Below are 17209 nucleotides of genomic sequence, written 5' to 3' on the forward strand. Positions count from 1 at the left end.
CTTGCTTTGTTAGCTGCTTCGGAAGAACAGCGAACCGCACAACGGTGAGGACCCCGTGACACCCCCTGCACAAACCACTCCGCAGGCGCTGCGCCACATCGCAGCGGCGCATCCGCACGAGCCTGCCCTGATCGACGGCGCGATCCGCCTGGACTGGACCGAGCTACTCGACCAGGTCCGGGTGGCCGCCCGCGCCCTGATCGCCCGTGGCATCTCCCCCGGCGACCGGGTCGCGATGTGGGCGCCGAACACCTATCACTGGGTGATCGCGGCCCTGGCCGCGCACTCCGCCGGGGCCGCGCTGGTGCCGCTGAACACCCGCTACGTGGCGGCCGAGGCCGTCGACGTGCTGGCCCGCGTCGACGCGAAGGCCTTGTTCGTCGCCGGTCCGTTCCTCGGTCGCGATCGGGCGGCGGAACTCGCGGCGGCGGCGCCGGAACTGGGTATCGGGACCGTCGTCGTCATTCCGATCGAGAGCGAGGCGGCTCCGGCCACGGCCGAGCCCGCACGCACGACGGTGACGTGGGACGAGTTGCTCGCACAGGCCGCGACGGTGTCCGAAGAAATCGGCGAGGAGCGGGCGGCCCAGGTCTCCCCCGACGACATCTCCGACATTCTCTTCACCTCCGGCACCACCGGCCGCAGCAAGGGCACTCTCGTCGCGCACCGGCAGGCGCTGGGGGTGGTGCGCGGCTGGGTCGAGTGCTCGACCCTGCGCGCGGGCGACCGCTACCTGGTGATCCCGCCGTTCTTCCACAACTTCGGTTACAAGGCGGGCATTCTCGCGTGCCTGGTCACCGGGGCCACGATCGTGCCGCAGGCCACCTTCGACGTGCCCGCCGCGCTGGCGCTCATCGAGTCCGCGCGGATCACCGTGCTCACCGGGCCACCGACGATCTACCAGACCATCCTCGAGCATCCCCAGCGCACCGAGCGTGACCTGAGCTCGCTGCGGGTGGCGGTGACCGGCGCGGCGACCGTGCCGGTGGTGCTGATCGAGCGAATGCGCGACGATCTCGCGTTCGAGGTGGTGATCACCGCCTACGGCTTGTCCGAGACGGCCGGTTTCGGCACCATGTGCCGTCCGTCCGACGACGCGGCCACCATCGCCAACACCTGCGGCGGGCCGATCGCCGACTTCGAACTGCGCCTGTCCGACGCCGGTGAGGTGCTGCTGCGCGGACCGAACGTGATGCTCGGCTACCTCGACGACCCCGAGGCCACCGCCGAGGCCATCGACGCCGACGGCTGGCTGCACACCGGCGACATCGGCATCGTCGACGAGCGCGGCTATCTGAAGATCACCGACCGGCTCAAGGACATGTACATCACCGGCGGGTTCAACGTGTACCCCGCCGAGATCGAACAGACCCTGGCCCGGCTCGACGGCGTCGCCGAGTCGGCGGTGATCGGCGTGCCCGACGAGCGGATGGGCGAGGTCGGCAAGGCCGTCGTCGTCCGCAAGGCCGGATCGACGCTGACCGCCGACGAGGTCATCGCCTTCGCCGCGGGCAAGTTGGCGAACTTCAAAGTGCCCAGGCTTGTCGAGTTCCGCGACCAGCTGCCCTACAGCGCCGCGGGCAAAGTGCTCAAGCGTGAGCTACGTGAGGAGAAGTCGTGAGTTCCGAAACCGAGACCGAGGTCGTCACCTACGCGGTGCGCGGATCGGTCGCCGTCGTCACCATGAACCGGCCCGATTTCCGCAATGCGCAGAACTCGAAGATGACCTATGCCCTCGATGCCGCCTTCGTGCGCGCGGTCGAGGATCCCGAGGTCAAGGTGATCGTGCTGGCGGGCAACGGAAAGCACTTCAGCGCAGGCCACGACATCGGTACCCCGGGCCGCGACCACGACGTGCACTACGAGAACAAGGCCGCGCTGTGGTGGGACCACCTCGATCGCCCCGGTGGTGACCAGCGCTTCGCGCGCGAGTCCGAGGTGTATCTCGGCATGTGCAGGCGCTGGCGGGAGATCCCCAAGCCGATGGTGGCGATGGTGCAGGGCGCGTGCATCGCGGGCGGGCTGATGCTGGCCTGGGTGTGCGACCTGATCGTCTGCTCCGATGACGCGTTCTTCTCCGATCCGGTGGTCCGGATGGGCATTCCGGGTGTGGAGTACTTCGCGCATCCGTGGGTGATGGGGCCGCGCGCGGCCAAGGAGTTCCTGTTCACCGGCGACCGGTTCGGGGCGGCCCAGGCCAAAGAGTGGGGCATGGTCAACCGGGTCGTGCCGCGCGAGCAGCTGGAGGCCGAGGTGATGGGGCTCGCGGAGAAGATCTCCGCCATGCCGCAATTCGGGCTCGCGCTCACCAAGAAGGCTGTCAACCAGGCCGAGGATCTGATGGGCATGCGCTCCGGCATGGACTCGGTCTTCGGGCTGCACCATTTCGCACACGCGCACAACGCCGAGGTCGGCGCCGATTCACTCGGCGGGATGAACGCCCGCTCGATGAAGGCCACCGCCACCTCTACCGAACAGAACGGGACGAAGTAAGTGGATCTCGAGATCGACCCGGCTGCCCGGGAATTCCAGCTGGAGGTGCGCGAGTTCCTCGCCGCCAACGTACCGGCGGAGCCGTTGCCGTCGATGGATACCGCGGAAGGCTTCGCCGCACATCGGGAATGGGAAGCGAAGCTGGCGCAGGCCCGGCTGTCCGCGGTCTCGTGGCCGCGCGAGTTCGGCGGGCGTGACGCGTCGATCCTCGAGTGGGTGCTGTTCGAGCAGGAGTATTACGCCGCGGGCGCACCGGGTCGGGTCGCGCAGAACGGCATCTTCCTGCTCGCGCCGACGCTGTTCGAGCACGGCACCCCCGAGCAGCTCGCGCGGATCCTGCCGCGCATGGCGCGCGGTGACGACATCTGGGCGCAGGCCTGGTCGGAACCCGAGTCGGGCAGCGACCTCGCGAGCCTGCGCTCCACCGCACGGCGCACCGAGGGCGGCTGGCTGCTCAACGGCCAGAAGACGTGGAGTTCGCGTGCGTCGTTCGCCGATTGGGCGTTCGGCCTGTTCCGCAGCGATCCCGAGGCACAGCGCCACCACGGACTCACCTACGTGATGTTCCCGCTCACCGCCGAGGGCGTGAGCGTGCGGCCGATCCCCCAGCTCGACGGCGAACCCGGCTTCGCCGAGATCTTCCTCGACGACGTCTTCGTGCCCGACCACGACGTGATCGGCGGCGTGAACGAGGGCTGGCGGGTCGCGATGGCGACCTCGTCGAACGAACGTGGCCTCTCGCTGCGCAGCCCCGGCCGGTTCAGCGCCACCGCGCAGCGCCTCATCGACCTGTGGCGCGAGACCGCCGACCCGAGCGACACCGCGGCCAGGAACTCGGTGGTCGACGCCTGGCTCGGCGCCGAGTCCTACCGCCTGCACACCTTCGGCACCGTCACCCGCCTCACCGACGGCGGCCAGCTCGGCGCGGAGTCGTCGATCACCAAGGTGTACTGGTCCGAGCTCGACATCTCGATGCACGAGACGGCGCTGGACCTGCTCGGCTCGGCCGCCGAGCAGCGCAGCACCTGGACCGACGGCTATCTGTTCTCGCTCTCGGGCCCGATCTACGCGGGCACCAACGAGATCCAGCGCAACATCATCGCCGAACGCATCCTCGGACTGCCCCGCGAGAGCAAGCGATGAACGTCAATTTCTCGGGCCGAATCGCCCTTGCGAACACAGGAGGTCTGCGATGAGATTCGCGCTCAGTACCGAACAGCTCGACTTCGCCGCCGAACTGCGCAAGATTCTCGATGCCGGACAGGTGCCCGCGGCGGTGCGTGCCTGGGCGGACGGTGACACCACCAAGGGGCGCGCCCTGCTGCGGCAGATCGCCGACATGGGCGTCTTCGGTCTGATCGTCGACGAGAAGTACGACGGGGCGGACGCCACCACCGTCGATCTCGTGGTCGCGCTGATCGAACTGGGCCGCGGCGCCGCGCCCGGGCCCGTGATCGAGTCCGCCGCCGTGATTCCCGCTCTGCTGCAACGTCTTCCGGACGACGCACCTGCCCAGCGATGGTTGCCCGCGCTCGCGAGCGGCGAGGCGCTCGGCACCATCACCTTCGAGGCGCAGCGCGGCATCGCCCTCGACGCCGACATCGCCGATCCGGTCCTCGTCGCCGCCGACGGCCGACTGACACTCGGCGTCGCGCCGACGGATTCGGTGACCTCGATCGACCCCGCCCGCAAGCTGTTTCGCGTGCGGGCCGAGGAAGTGACCGCCGAGGGCCCCGAGGCCGAAGCCGCCATCGACTACGCCTTCGACATCGGTGTTCTCGCCTGTGCCGCACAGCTCCTCGGTGCGGGCCGCTCGATTCTCGAGCAGACCACCTCTTACGCGAAGCAGCGCAAGCAGTTCGGTCGTGCGATCGGTGAATTCCAGGCGGTGAAACAGCAACTCGCCGACGTGCTGATCGCCTTGGATCTGGCCGAGCCGCTGGTGTACCGCGCGGCCCTCACACTGGATTCGGACGACCGCGCTCGCGATGTCTCGGCAGCCCTGGTGACCTGCGGCGACGCCGCCCATCGTGCCGCGCGTGCCGGGCTTCAGGTACACGGGGCCATCGGCTACACCGCGGAATTCGACCTGTCGCTGTGGCTGACCAAGGTCGCGGCCCTTCGAACTGCGTGGGGCACCGCCGACTTCCATCGCGGCAGAATCGCCGACGCGCTACGCGCCGCCGAACCTGCGGCCGCAACGAGCTGAGACCCGCGATGCCACCGACGACACCGGCCGAATGCCGCGCGGGTCTGTGTCGCGGTGGCAGCCGAGTCCCGCCGAACCGCAGCCGACGCTCTCCCACCGCCGCCGCCATCACCGAGCCTTACGAGGAACCCCATGTCATCGAATGAACTACTCGAATTCCGGACCTCCGTGCGGGCCCTGCTCGGCAAGCACGCCACGTCGGCCGCGCTGCGTACCGCGATGGACACCGACCTCGGGTACGACCCGAAGTTGTGGCGGATGCTGTGCGAGCAGGTCGGGGTCGCCGCGCTCGCGGTGCCGGAGGAGTGGGGTGGCGCGGGCGCCGGGCTCGTCGAATCGCTCATGGTCGTCGGCGAATTGGGGCGGACGCTGAGCGGTGTGCCGATGCTCGGGTCAGCGGTGCTCGGGGTGCAGGCGATTCTGCTGGCCGGTGACGAGCAGTCGTGCGCCCGGCTGTTGCCCGATCTGGCGGATGGGTCACGCACGGCGGCCCTGTGCTGGGCGGACGCCACCGGATGGGATGCGGCCGGGGTCAGCGCGACCGGCGGAAAGCTCAGTGGCGCGGCCCATTACGTGCTGCACGGAGCTCAGGCCGACCTGCTGTTGGTGCTGACCGATGACGGACTGTTCGAGACGACAGCGGACGCCCCCGGCGTGGCTGTCACCGCGACCCCCGCGCTCGATCCCACGCGCAAACTCGCCACCATCACCTTCACCGATGCCCCCGCCACCCGGATCGGCACCGGCGACCCCGCCGCGCTGCGCCGCCGGCTGCGCGAGATCGCCTGGGCGGCACTGGCCGCCGAGCAGGTCGGCGCGGCCAGGCGCTGCCTCGAGATGACGGTGGAGTACACGGCCTCGCGCGTGCAGTTCGGTCGTCCGATCGGCAGCTTCCAGGCGCTCAAGCACCGGATGGCCGATATGTACGTGCTGGTCGAGTCGGCCGAATCGGCGGCGCTGGCCGCCGCACTCGCGGTGGCCGAGGACAGTCCGTCGGCCGCGGAGGACGTGTGGGTCGCGCGCAAGCACTGCACCGAGACCTTCTCCACGGTGGCGGCCGAGACCATCCAGTTGCACGGCGGCATCGCCATCACCTGGGAACACGACGCCCACCTCTTTTTCAAGCGGGCGCACGCCACCGCCGAGCTGTTCGGCACCGGGCGTCGTCCGGTCGCGGCCTAGCCGTATTCACCGAAAGCCCTGGTCGCAGCTCCGCGACCAGGGCTTTCGGCATGCTGTGCGCCATTTCACCGGGCTTGGGCGCGGACCGGTCTGGATTTAGATAATTAGCTTATGTAATATTATCTCCTGTGAAGCAGACAGCGCAGCCATCGGCAGACGACATCGTGGTCGACCTGTTGGTCACCGCTGGTCGGCTCACCCGACTGGCCGGGGCGATCAGCAACGACGACCTGCCCCGCGCGGTCCTGCGGGCCCTTTCCGTGCTCGACGAGCACGGCGGGCTGCGGGTCAGCGATTTCGCCCGGATCGACAGATGTTCCCAACCGGCGGCAACGGCGCTGATCGGTCGACTCGTCACCGACGGCTTCGCATCCCGCACCAAAGACCCGCACGACTCCCGGGCAGTGCTCATCGAGCTCACCCCGGCCGGCCGGTCCCGCCTCACCGAGGCCAGACGCGCGTTCGCCGCCGCCATGGCACCCGGACTGGCCGATTTCGATCTCGATCGGCTGATCCGCCTCGATACCGACATGAACGACCTGCTGACAGCCCTTCGCTCGGTTGCCCGCGGTCATCAGTGATGCAACCAGGAGCGCCAGTGAGCACCCCCCAGCTGACTCGCGACGACAACGCCGCAACCACCAACTCCCAGCCCAAAGCCGTGTGGGCCGTCGCCTTCGCGAGCGTCATCGCGTTCATGGGCATCGGCCTGGTCGATCCCATTCTCAAGCCCATCGGCGAACAGCTGAACGCGACGCCGTCCCAGGTGTCGTTGCTGTTCACCAGCTACATGGCCGTCACCGGCGTCGCCATGCTGGTCACCGGCGTGATCTCGAGCCGCTTCGGCGCGAAGAAGACGCTGCTGTCCGGGCTGGCGATCATCATCGTGTTCGCCGCGCTGGCGGGCATGTCCGGCAGCATCGGCGAGATCATCGGCTTCCGCGCGGGCTGGGGTCTGGGCAACGCCCTGTTCATCGCGACGGCGCTGGCCACCATCGTCGGCGCGGCCACCGGCGGCGTCGCCAAGGCGATCATTCTCTACGAGGCCGCGCTCGGCATCGGCATCGCGACCGGCCCGCTGCTGGGCGGCGTGCTCGGTGGAATCAGCTGGCGCGGACCGTTCTTCGGAGTCTCGGTGCTGATGGCCGTCGCCTTCATCGCGATCGTCGTGCTGCTGCCCGAAACGCCGAAGGCCGCGCACCCCACCTCGATCACCGCGCCGTTCAAAGCCCTGCGGCACAGAGGATTGCTCACCGTGAGCATCACCGCGCTGCTCTACAACTTCGGCTTCTTCACCCTGCTCGCGTTCACCCCGTTCCCGCTGGACATGGGCACCTACGCGATCGGCTTCATCTTCTGCGGCTGGGGCATCCTGCTCGCCCTGTCCTCGGTGTTCCTCGCCCCGAAACTGCAGGCGCGCTTCGGTTCGCTGCCGATGATGGCCTTGTCGCTGGCCCTGTTCGCGATCGACCTGGCGGCGATGGGGATGTTCACCGAACACAAGGTCGTGCTGATCGTCGGTGTGGTGATCGCCGGTGCGTTCCTCGGCGTGAACAACACGCTGATCACCGAGGCCGTGATGATCTCGGCGCCGGTCGAGCGCTCGACCGCGTCGGCGGCGTACAGCTTCGTCCGATTCGGTGGCGGTGCGGCCGCTCCGTGGGTGGCGGGCAAACTCGGCGAGCACAACATGTCGCTGCCGTTCTGGCTCGGCGCGGTCTGCACGGCCGCCGCGGTCGCGGTCCTCTACATCGGCCGCGGCGCCCTGGCCCACATCGACGACCACGACCCGGCCCCCCACTCGATCGAGGAAGCACAGGCCATCACCGTCGGCGATTGACCCGTCCCCGTCGGTGTATCCGAATCGCCCCTGGTACCACGAGTGCCAGGGGCGATTCGCTGTCGCGGGCGTAGCGTCGAGGGCATGACCGAGGACCGACGCGGGCGCGTCAAGGTGGAAACGGGACAGAAGCGAGTACGGGCCTACTTGCGCGGGAAGCTGGTGGCCGACACGCTCCGGCCGTTGCTGGTCTGGGAGATCCCGTACTACCCGACCTACTACGTGCCGCTCACCGACGTGCGCGCCGACCTCGATCCGAACGGGGTCACCGAGCACTCCCCCAGCCGCGGCGACGCGACGGGTTACGACGTGACGGTCGAGGGTCTGCGCGCCGACGGTGCGGCGCTGCGCTATCTCGACTCACCGCTGTCGGAGCTGAAAGACGCTGTGCGGCTCGATATCGCCGCGTTCGACTGGTTCGAGGAAGACGAGCAGGTCTTCGTCCATCCGCGCGATCCGTATTCGCGCGTGGACATTCTCGGCAGTTCCCGGCACGTGCGGGTGGAGATCGACGGAGTGACCGTCGCGGACTCGCATTCGCCCCGAATCCTGTTCGAAACCGGTTTGCCCGCACGGTATTACCTGCCGCTGACCGATGTCCGGATGGATCTACTGACCGCGTCGGACACCCACACGAGCTGCCCGTACAAGGGCACCGCCGACTACTGGAACGTGCGCGTCGGCGACACCGAGCACGCCGACCTCGTCTGGATCTACCGCACGCCGCTGCCGGAGAGCCAGAAGGTGGCGGGGCTGGCGTGCTTCTACAACGAGAAGGTCGACATCTACCTCGACGGGGTGCGACAGGATCGCCCGCACACCCCGTTCGGCTGACTATTCGCCGACGTCGAGCACGCCTTCGTCGACCGCCCACTTGATCGACTTCTCCAGTGACGGACACGATTCCGGCCGACCCGGCCGCGCACCGTGCGCGGTCAGCTGCGCGAAGATCGGGCAGTGCGCGTCGGGTCGCTCGGTCCACTGCACCGAGGTCTGGTGCTGACTCGCCTTGCGCACCAGCACCTGTGCCGAGCACGCCTGGCACCGCAGTGGTGTGAGACCCGTGTCGAGGTAATGCTGTTTGTCGACCACAGTTTGCGCCCGCACCGCGGCTTGCCGCGCGGGTTGATCAGCGAAATCGGGCGCTTTGGCCCAGGTCGGGCGAGTCCCCGCACGCGGCGAGGAATCGCCCGACCCCGGCTCCGCCGAAGCGAGCTGCGACGGATCGCCGGACCTTTGCGGCTCGCTCTGGCTCATATCAGACGCCTGCTTCCTCGGATTCGGCCTTGCGGCGCAGGTTCTCCGCCACCTCGGCCTCCCACGCCTGATTCGCCTTGGTCGTATCGACCTCGAACTCGAAGCGCTGGGTCATCTTCTCGGTCACCTCGGCGACGTCGACGTAGAACTGCTCGTACCAGCGACGCAGCTGGTAGACCGGCCCGTCTTCCTCGCAGAGCAGCGGGTTCTCGACCTTGGACTTGTGCTTCCAGATCTCCACGTCCTGCAGGAAGCCGTCGCCGAAGAACTTGGCCATCGTGTCGGCCAGTTTCTTCGCGGCCTCGTCGGGCAGGCCCTTGGGCTTCTCGACCGACAGACCCCACTGCAGCACGAACGAATCCTGGTCGACCGGGTAGTGGCAGTTGATCAGCTGAACCTTGATCTCGTACCCGCTGTAGATGTTCACCAGCGGATTGATCATGTAGGACGGCCCGAAGTAGGACGCCTCCGACTTCAGCAGCGTGTCACCACCGTGCTTGGCGGCCATACCGACGTCGGGGCGGCCCTTGGTCTCCAAGAACTGCGTCGCCACATGCCCTTCGAAGACGTTCTTGAAGAACGTCGGGAAGGCGTAGTGGATGTAGAAGAAGTGCGCCATGTCCACGACGTTGTCGATGATCTCGCGGCAGTTGGCGCCCTGGATCAGCAACGAGTCCCAGGTCCAGTCGGTCCAGCCGCTGTTGTGGGCCTCGGTCGGATTGCCCTGTTCGTCGGTGTAGGGACCCTCGATGTACGGGATCGTGACCTCGGCGGGCGGTTCGTTGCCCTCGTGATCGTGCCAGACGTACAGCTGACCGTTGCGCTCGAGCGTGGTCCACTTCCGGGTGCGGGCCAGCGGCGGAACGCGGCGCGCGTACGGAATCGCGGTGCACTTTCCGCTGGCACCCCAGCGCCAGTCGTGGAACGGGCAGGCGATGTCGTCGCCCTTCACCGTTCCCATGCTCAGGTCGCCGCCCATATGCCTGCAGTAGGCGTCGAGCACGCGGATCTGGTCGTCGGTATCGGTCCACACGACGAGCTTGGTACCGAAGACCTCGACCGCGTGCGGTTTACCGTCGCGGAACGTCGACGCGAGGCCGACACAGTGCCAGCCACGCGCGAACCTCGTCGGCGGTGCACCGACATCGAGTTCCCTCACCTTGGGGTTGATCGCCATCCCGAACCCTCCTCGTTCACTAGAACACGTTACAAAACTGAGCCACTTCACGCCAGTTGTCCAGCGAACTTCCTTGTTGACTCCTGTTATATCCGAGGTAGGGCGATCTTCTCGACAGAAACGAGAACCTGTTCTAATCTCAGAGACGAAAAGAACCGGTTGTCGATCCGACAAGGGCAGGAGCGGGCTCCGAAATGACGCAAGAAGTGACCGAACGGGTCGAGGCACTGCTGCCGACGCTGCGTGAGCGTGCGCAGGAGGCCGAAGACCTGCGCCGCATTCCCGAAGAATCCATGAAGGCGCTGCAGGAGACCGGTTTCTTCCGGCTGCTCCAGCCCAAGCAGTGGGGCGGCCACGCGGCCGACCCGGTGGTCTTCTACGACACCGTGCGCAAGATCGCCAGCGCGTGTGGTTCCACCGGCTGGGTGTCGGGCATCATCGGGGTGCACAACTGGCACCTCGCGCTGTTCGATCAGCAGGCCCAGCAGGACGTGTGGGGCGAGGACACCGATGTGCGCATCTCGTCCTCGTACGCGCCGATGGGAGCGGGACAGGCCGTCGACGGTGGTTACATCGTGCGCGGCTCGTGGGCTTGGTCCTCGGGTTCCGATCACGCCACCTGGGCGGTGCTGGGCGGTCCGGTGATCAAGAACGGCAAGCCGGTCGACTTCGGCAGCTTCCTGATCCCGCGCTCGGACTACCGCATCGATGACGTCTGGAACGTCGTCGGTCTGCGCGGCACCGGCTCCAACACCGTCGTCGTCGAGGACATCTTCGTCCCGTCGCACCGGTTCCTGAGCTTCCGCGCGATGAGCGAGGGCCGCGCGCCCGGCCTCGAGCAGAACACCGACCCCGTCTACAAGATGCCGTGGGGCACCATCCACCCCACCACCATCTCCGCGCCGATCGTCGGCATGGGCTACGGCGCCTACGAGGCGCACGTCGAGCACCAGGGCAAGCGCGTGCGCGCCGCCTACGCCGGCGAGAACGCCAAGGACGATCCGTTCGCCAAGGTGCGCGTGGCCGAGGCGGCCAGCGATATCGACGCCGCGTGGCGTCAGCTCTCGGGCAATGTCGCCGAGGAGTACGCCCTGCTGCTGGCGGGCGAAGAGGTGCCGTTCGATCTGCGCGTGCGCGCCCGTCGCGACCAGGTGCGTTCGACCGGTCGCGTGATCGCCTCGATCGACAAGCTCTTCGAGTCCTCGGGCGCCACCGCCCTGGCCAACGGCACGCCACTGCAACGCTTCTGGCGTGACGCGCATGCCGGGCGGGTCCACGCGGCCAACGATCCCGAGCGCGCCTACGTGATGTACGGCACGCACGAGTTCGGCCTGCCCGTCACCGACGCCATGGTGTAGCCGATGACCCGAACCGCTGAACTGACCTACGCATCGACCTCACGCTTCGCGCAGGTCACCCCCGATCTGAAGCTGCACTACCACGAAGCCGGAGTGGGCAACGGGCCGACGATCGTGCTGCTGCACGGTGGTGGACCCGGTGCCTCGGCGTGGTCGAACTTCGCCCGCAACATCCCCGTGCTGGCCGAGCGCTATCACGTGATCGCGCCCGATCAGCCGGGTTACGGCAAGTCCGACAAGCCGATCGACCACCCGCAGTACTTCGTGCACAGCTCGAACGCACTGCTCGCGCTGCTCGATCACCTCGAGATCACCGACCGGGTGCACCTGCTCGGCAACTCTCTCGGCGGCGGCGCCTCGGTGCGGTTCGCACTCGACCACCCCACGCGCGCGGGCAAACTCGTGCTGATGGGTCCGGGCGGGCTGAGCACCAACCTGTTCGCGCCCGACCCCACCGAGGGCGTGAAGCTGCTCTCGAAGTTCACCTACGAACCGACCAGGGACAACCTGGAGAAGTTCCTGCGGATCATGGTCTTCGACCAGTCCCTGGTGACCGAGGAACTCATCGACGAGCGGTTCGCCTTCGCGAGTACGCCCGAGTCGCTGGCCGCGATGAAGGCGATGGGCAAGTCGTTCGCCGGCGCGGACTTCGAGAAGGGCATGCTGTGGCGTGACGCGTACAAGCTGCGTCAGCCGGTGCTGTTGATCTGGGGTCGCGAAGATCGGGTGAACCCCCTCGACGGCGCGCTCGTGGCCACCAAGGTGATCCCGCGCGTCCAGCTGCACGTGTTCGGTGGCTGCGGGCACTGGGCACAGCTGGAGAAGTTCGACGAGTTCAACCGGCTCACCGTCGATTTCCTCGGGGAGAAGTAATGAGCATTCGCGCCCTGGGCTACATGCGCATCGAGGCCACCGACATGGCGGCCTGGCGCGAGTACGGCCTCAAGGTTCTCGGCATGATGGAGGGCACCGGGCTGAACCCCGACGCGCTCTACCTGCGCATGGACGATTTCGCCGCCCGACTGGTGATCGTTCCCGGCGAGCAGGACCGGCTGCTGGTCTCGGGCTGGGAGGTCACCGACGGGCCCGGCCTGCAACAGCTGCGGGAAACCCTGAGCAAGGCTGGGGTCGCCTTCACCGAGGGCACCAAGGAAGAGCTGGGTGAGCGACGCGTCGAGGGCATGATCCGGTTCCAGGATCCGTCCGGGAACACCCTCGAGGCGTTCTACGGCGCGCAGTACCTGGGTCGCCGCTTCGTGAGCCCCTACGGCCACAAGTTCGTCACCGCCGAGCAGGGATTGGGCCACGTGGTTCTCACCTGCACCGACGATGCCGCGGCACAGGCGTTCTACCAGGACATCCTGGGCTTCCGGCTGCGCGACTCCATGCGGCTGCCGCCGCAGATGGTCGGCCGTCCCGCCGACGGCGACCCGGCCTGGCTGCGCTTCTACGGCTGCAACCCGCGCCACCACGCGCTGGCGTTCCTGCCGCTGCCGAACCCCACCGGCATCGTGCACCTGATGGTCGAGGTGGAGAACTCCGACGACGTCGGTCTCTGCCTGGACCGCGCCTATCGCAAGAAGGTGAAGATGTCGGCCACTCTCGGCCGCCACATCAACGACAAGATGCTGTCCTTCTACATGAAGACTCCCGGCGGATTCGACATCGAATTCGGCTGTGAAGGACTGGAAGTCGACGACCACGACTGGATCGCCCGCGAATCGACCGCGGTGAGCCTGTGGGGTCACGACTTCACTGTCGGATTCAAACAGCAATAGGAACGGGCGGCGAAGGACATGACTGAACAGATACCGGCGATCGACGGCCGGCAGTTCCGCACCGTGCTGGGGCAGTTCTGCACCGGCATCACCGTGATCACCGCGCTCGATCCGGACGGTGAGCCCATCGGGTTCGCCTGCCAGTCCTTCGCCGCGCTCTCCCTCGACCCGCCCCTCGTGCTGTTCTGCCCCACCAAGGGGTCGCGGTCGTGGGCGGCGATCGAGGCTGCGGGCAAGTTCTGCGTGAACGTGCTCTCCGAGGAACAGCAGCCGACGTGCGCGCGCTTCGGCTCACGCGAGACCGACAAGTTCGCCGGAGTCGGCTGGCGGACATCCGCATTGGGCGTCCCCGTGCTCGACGATTCCCTGGCCACCATCGAATGCACCGTCGACTCCGTCGTCGACGGCGGTGACCACTACATCGTCATCGGCCGGGTCCACGCGCTCGCGGAGTCGGCCACCACCGGTGGTCGTCCGCTGCTGTTCTACCGCGGCCAGTACACCGGCATCGAGCCGGACAAGACCACCCCCGCCCCCTGGCGCGCGGACCTGGACCACTTCCTCACCACCACCAGCCTCGACACCTGGCTGTGAATCGACCGGCCTGAGCAGGCGGTCACGGCCTCGGTCGGCAGCGTGGCGTGCACTGCTCATCTCGCGGTGAGCAGTGCGGTCAGCAGCGCGGACGACAGTGCCGCGGCGTTGTCCTCCTCGGTGTCCCAGCTGCGCGTGGTGACCGTCATCGCGGCCGGGTGTGGTGCGCCGAGACAGTGCGGGGCGAACGCGGTGAAGAATTCGCGCGGATCGAGCAGGGTCTCCGGCGTGTGGACGCCGGGGCTCTTCGCCCGCAGCAGTGCCGCGACCGCCAACGGCACGCCGGTGTTGTCGGCCATCGTGAGACCGGGGACCTGACACAGCGCCGTGGCGGCGGTCGCGGCGACTCCAGCCCGCAGGCCCGTCGCGACGGCGAACAGCGGTGGCAGGCCACCGGCAGTGATCAGTTTCGCCGGATCGGCGGGCAGGAGTCGTTCGACGCGGGCTGCCACCCCGGCCGCCTGATCCAGCGTCAACAGGCGAGCGCCCATTACCCAGCGCAGGGCCAGCAGCGCCGCCGAGGTCGAGCGGTCGCCGACGACCACGGTGGTCGCGTCGCGGAGTTCGGGGAAGGCTCGCGCCACGGTGATCGCCTCCGGGTGACCGAAGCTGCGGCCTTCGCCGGTGCGCAGGCCCGGGTAGTCGATGCGCATCCGTTCCAGGGCCGGGCGCTGGGCGCGCACGCCGTCGCGGATGACCGGAATGTCACCGGCGATCTGTCGCATGCCGTGCACCACGGCCGCGGTCGCCCCTGGACCGGCCGGTTCGGTGTGCGCGGAGTGAATGTTCCAGCCGGTGACCACGGAGTCGACCCGGTCTAGTTCCCGGCCCGCCAGCACGGCGAGCAGATTGGCGATACCGGGGCTGGCGCCCATGCCGACCAGCGCTGTCACCCCCGCCGCGCGCGCCGCCGCGTCCAGTTCCAGCATGTCGATGGTCGGCTGGGGATCGTCGCAGATGTCGATGTAGTCGCAGCGCGCGGCGATCGCCGCCGCCAGGATCGGTGGGCCGAAGCGGAAATATGGGCCGACGGTATTCACCACCAGGTCGAAATCCCGCATCGCCGAAGTCAGCGCCGAACCGTCGGTGGCGTCCAGTCGACAAGCGGTGGCGCCGAGTTCGGTGGCGAGCGCGCGCGCCGCGGCCTCGTCCCGGTCGGCGATCGTCAGTGCTGTCACCCTGTCGTCGCCGTGCATGATGCGGGCGGCGACCCTGCCCATCTCCCCTGCCCCACCCAGTGCCAGAACTCGCATGACTGCCTCCCCGTCGAATATATTGACTAACATGACAGTAAATAAAGTCGGGCGGCCGAGCAAGGCCAAGGAGCGGATCGGTCAGATCCTGCGGGCCGCTCATTCCGTCGTGGCGACCGACGGTTTCGCCGATACGACGCTGTCGCGAGTGGCCGCGGCGGCCGGAGTGCAGCGCACGCTGGTGCTGCACTATTTCGGCAGTAGAGACGGGCTGATGCGGGCCTTCGTCACCGAAGCCGTCGCCGCGTACGGTGACGCGCAACTGCGGCTGGGCGCCGAGGGGACGATCGAGGATCGAGTGGCACGGATGTTCACACCGGGCGCTTACGGAAACCGCGACGACCTGGTGGTGTGGAGCGAACTGGTGAATCTCGCGGCGCGCGATGAGGTGGTCCGGCACAGCCTGCGGGAGTTGTGGACCGAGCGGTGGCTACCCGAACTGGAGCGACAGCTCGCCGCCGCGTACCCGGCCGCCCCGGCGGATCGCGTCGCGACCAGCGCCTACGGGCTCGCGTGCCTGTTCGAGGCGCACTGGGCGTTTCACCTGCAAGGAGTCGTCGATTCCCGACGGACCGAACAGGCCACCCGAGCCGCCGGCGCCCTACTGGCGACACTCGAACCGGCGTGAATTCAAAGTGCTCATTCGGTGAGCACTTTGAATCGGAGGATAGGTGGCATGGACATCGAATTCATCACCTGCCCCGACGCCGAAGCCTGGGACACGTGGCTGGCGGCGAACCACGCCGACGCCCGCGAGGTGTGGGTGCTGATCGCAAAGAAGAAGGCCCCCGAGAGATCGGTGACGATCAGCGAAACCCTGGACGGCGCACTCTGCTACGGCTGGATCGACAGCCATCGCCGCGGCCTCGACGCCCACCACTACCTGCAGCGATACTCGCCGCGTCGAGCACGGAGCCCCTGGTCGCAGATCAACGTCGCCAAGGCCGAAGCCCTCATCGCCGCGGGGCGGATGCGCCCGGCCGGGTTCGCGGCCATCGAATCGGCGTGCGCGGACGGCCGCATCGCCCAAGCGATCACCGCGCTCGAAAAATGATCACCAGGCCACCGGCGTTCTCATGCTCCGGCGACCTGGTGATCAGTGGTTCGGATCAGGCGATACGCAGGGCGACATCGCTGAGGACGGGGGCATCGTCTCGTTCGACCACGGTGACGACCGCGATCAACTGGTCGCCCTCGCGCCACACCTTGGTGCGCAAGGTCTCGCCCGGGTAGAGCACGCCGGCGAACTTGGCCCGGAACCCGCCGACCCGGCCCGCGTCACTGTCGAGCAGAGCGTCGGTGATGGCCTTGCATACCGTGCCGTAGGTGCACAGCCCGTGCAGGATCGGGGCGGGAAAACCTGCGCCACGGGCGAATTCGGGGTCCGAGTGCAGCGGGTTGCGATCGCCGGAGAGGCGGTACAGCAGGGCCTGCTGTGGCAACGTGGGGGTGAGCAGCTCCGCGTCGGGGGCGCGATCGGGCAGTTCGACGCGGGCACTCGGACCACGCTCGCCGCCGAAACCACCTTCACCCCTGGCGAAAATGGAGGACCGCGCGGTCCACAGCGGTTCACCGTCGGATCCGGTGATGGTGTGCTCCTGCACGATCACCGCGTTGGCGCCTTTGTCCCAGATCTCGACGATCCGACCTGCCCAGAGCGCTTTACCCGCAGCCGGAATCGGCTTGTGCGCCACTACTTCCTGGTGCCCGTGCACCACCTTGGCCAGGTCGATCTCGATGCCGGGGAAGCTCACTCGCGGCGGCTCGGTTTCGCCGAGGGTCGGCGCCACCGTCGCGAACGTCGGCAGCACCTGGGGTGCGCGATCGTCGAGGTAGGCCAGCTCGGCCGGGTCGGTCGGGCGGGCGCCCGCGCCGAGGCCAAGGTGGTAGAGCTGCACGTCGGTGGGCGTCCAGCTGAACTCGCGCGAGGGCAGAGTCGCGCCGAGCGCGGTCGCCAGATCAATGGGCATGGGTTACTCCTGCATGTCTGCTGAACAGTACGAATGGCTCGTTCATCCGTCGACCTCGTCCGCCGACCCGGTCGTCGAGACGTCGATGACCGCCAGGT

The 17209-nt window shown here is 67.8% G+C and carries 18 protein-coding genes; 14 read left to right on the top strand and 4 right to left on the bottom strand.

What is annotated here, in order from left to right; all coding sequences use genetic code 11:
- The first annotated feature begins 55 nt into the window (after positions 1–55).
- The 8 genes from ACFQ9R_RS13185 to ACFQ9R_RS13220 all read left to right on the top strand — a co-directional run bounded on the left by ACFQ9R_RS13185 (position 56) and on the right by ACFQ9R_RS13220 (position 8558).
- On the top strand, positions 56–1621 hold the full coding sequence (locus ACFQ9R_RS13185; protein ID WP_378990670.1) for a FadD3 family acyl-CoA ligase: 1566 nt from the start codon (positions 56–58) through the stop codon (positions 1619–1621).
- Positions 1618–2493, top strand: coding sequence for an enoyl-CoA hydratase (locus ACFQ9R_RS13190; RefSeq protein ID WP_378990671.1), 876 nt, complete (start codon positions 1618–1620; stop codon positions 2491–2493). The genes ACFQ9R_RS13185 and ACFQ9R_RS13190 overlap by 4 nt, the downstream gene beginning before the upstream one ends.
- Positions 2494–3636: an acyl-CoA dehydrogenase family protein gene (locus ACFQ9R_RS13195; protein WP_378990672.1), complete on the top strand. Its 1143-nt coding sequence runs from the start codon at positions 2494–2496 to the stop codon at positions 3634–3636.
- A 49-nt stretch (positions 3637–3685) separates the two neighbouring features.
- Positions 3686–4702, top strand: a complete 1017-nt coding sequence (locus ACFQ9R_RS13200; protein ID WP_378990674.1) for an acyl-CoA dehydrogenase family protein — start codon at positions 3686–3688, stop codon at positions 4700–4702.
- Positions 4703–4834: 132 nt separating this feature from the next.
- Entirely contained in the window at positions 4835–5884 is a 1050-nt protein-coding gene (locus tag ACFQ9R_RS13205) for an acyl-CoA dehydrogenase family protein (RefSeq protein WP_378990675.1), read from the top strand.
- 128 nt (positions 5885–6012) lie between these two features.
- A complete protein-coding gene (locus ACFQ9R_RS13210) occupies positions 6013–6465 on the top strand; it encodes a MarR family winged helix-turn-helix transcriptional regulator (RefSeq protein ID WP_378990677.1) in 453 nt (150 codons plus the stop codon).
- 17 nt (positions 6466–6482) lie between these two features.
- Entirely contained in the window at positions 6483–7724 is a 1242-nt protein-coding gene (locus ACFQ9R_RS13215; protein ID WP_378990678.1) for an MFS transporter, read from the top strand.
- An 84-nt stretch (positions 7725–7808) separates the two neighbouring features.
- Entirely contained in the window at positions 7809–8558 is a 750-nt protein-coding gene (locus ACFQ9R_RS13220; RefSeq protein ID WP_378990679.1) for a DUF427 domain-containing protein, read from the top strand.
- Here the strand turns inward: ACFQ9R_RS13220 and ACFQ9R_RS13225 are convergent, their stop codons facing one another.
- On the bottom strand, positions 8559–8981 hold the full coding sequence (locus ACFQ9R_RS13225; RefSeq protein WP_378990680.1) for a hypothetical protein: 423 nt from the start codon (positions 8979–8981) through the stop codon (positions 8559–8561).
- A gap of 1 nt (position 8982) precedes the next feature.
- The gene (locus tag ACFQ9R_RS13230) at positions 8983–10158 is read right to left on the bottom strand and encodes a Rieske 2Fe-2S domain-containing protein (protein WP_378990681.1); all 1176 of its coding nucleotides are present in this window, start codon (positions 10156–10158) and stop codon (positions 8983–8985) included.
- 194 nt (positions 10159–10352) lie between these two features.
- On the opposite strand from ACFQ9R_RS13230, the gene hsaA reads away from it, so the two are divergent.
- From hsaA to hsaB, 4 genes are read left to right on the top strand one after another with little or no spacing between them, the layout of a single operon-like run.
- Positions 10353–11516: a 3-hydroxy-9,10-secoandrosta-1,3,5(10)-triene-9,17-dione monooxygenase oxygenase subunit gene (gene hsaA / locus ACFQ9R_RS13235; RefSeq protein WP_378990683.1), complete on the top strand. Its 1164-nt coding sequence runs from the start codon at positions 10353–10355 to the stop codon at positions 11514–11516.
- A 3-nt stretch (positions 11517–11519) separates the two neighbouring features.
- Positions 11520–12389, top strand: coding sequence for a 4,5:9,10-diseco-3-hydroxy-5,9,17-trioxoandrosta-1(10),2-diene-4-oate hydrolase (hsaD, locus tag ACFQ9R_RS13240; protein WP_378990684.1), 870 nt, complete (start codon positions 11520–11522; stop codon positions 12387–12389).
- Positions 12389–13294: an iron-dependent extradiol dioxygenase HsaC gene (gene hsaC / locus ACFQ9R_RS13245; RefSeq protein WP_378990685.1), complete on the top strand. Its 906-nt coding sequence runs from the start codon at positions 12389–12391 to the stop codon at positions 13292–13294. Before hsaD ends, hsaC begins: the two co-directional genes overlap by 1 nt.
- An 18-nt stretch (positions 13295–13312) precedes the next feature.
- A complete protein-coding gene (gene hsaB / locus ACFQ9R_RS13250; RefSeq protein WP_378990686.1) occupies positions 13313–13888 on the top strand; it encodes a 3-hydroxy-9,10-secoandrosta-1,3,5(10)-triene-9,17-dione monooxygenase reductase subunit in 576 nt (191 codons plus the stop codon).
- Positions 13889–13944: 56 nt separating this feature from the next.
- Here the strand turns inward: hsaB and ACFQ9R_RS13255 are convergent, their stop codons facing one another.
- Entirely contained in the window at positions 13945–15141 is a 1197-nt protein-coding gene (locus ACFQ9R_RS13255) for a saccharopine dehydrogenase family protein (protein ID WP_378990687.1), read from the bottom strand.
- Positions 15142–15172: 31 nt separating this feature from the next.
- Between ACFQ9R_RS13255 and ACFQ9R_RS13260 the strand changes: the two genes are divergently transcribed.
- Complete coding sequence (locus ACFQ9R_RS13260; RefSeq protein ID WP_378990688.1) at positions 15173–15769, top strand: TetR/AcrR family transcriptional regulator; 597 nt, start codon at positions 15173–15175, stop codon at positions 15767–15769.
- A 48-nt stretch (positions 15770–15817) separates the two neighbouring features.
- On the top strand, positions 15818–16195 hold the full coding sequence (locus tag ACFQ9R_RS13265; protein WP_378990689.1) for a YdeI family protein: 378 nt from the start codon (positions 15818–15820) through the stop codon (positions 16193–16195).
- A 55-nt stretch (positions 16196–16250) separates the two neighbouring features.
- On the opposite strand, the gene ACFQ9R_RS13270 is transcribed toward ACFQ9R_RS13265, so the two are convergent.
- Positions 16251–17111 (bottom strand): MaoC/PaaZ C-terminal domain-containing protein, encoded by an 861-nt coding sequence (locus tag ACFQ9R_RS13270; RefSeq protein WP_378990690.1) that lies wholly within the window; start codon positions 17109–17111, stop codon positions 16251–16253.
- Positions 17112–17209 lie beyond the last annotated feature (98 nt).

This window comes from Nocardia sp. NPDC056541 (assembly GCF_042794235.1).
Taxonomy (GTDB): Bacteria; Actinomycetota; Actinomycetes; order Mycobacteriales; family Mycobacteriaceae; genus Nocardia.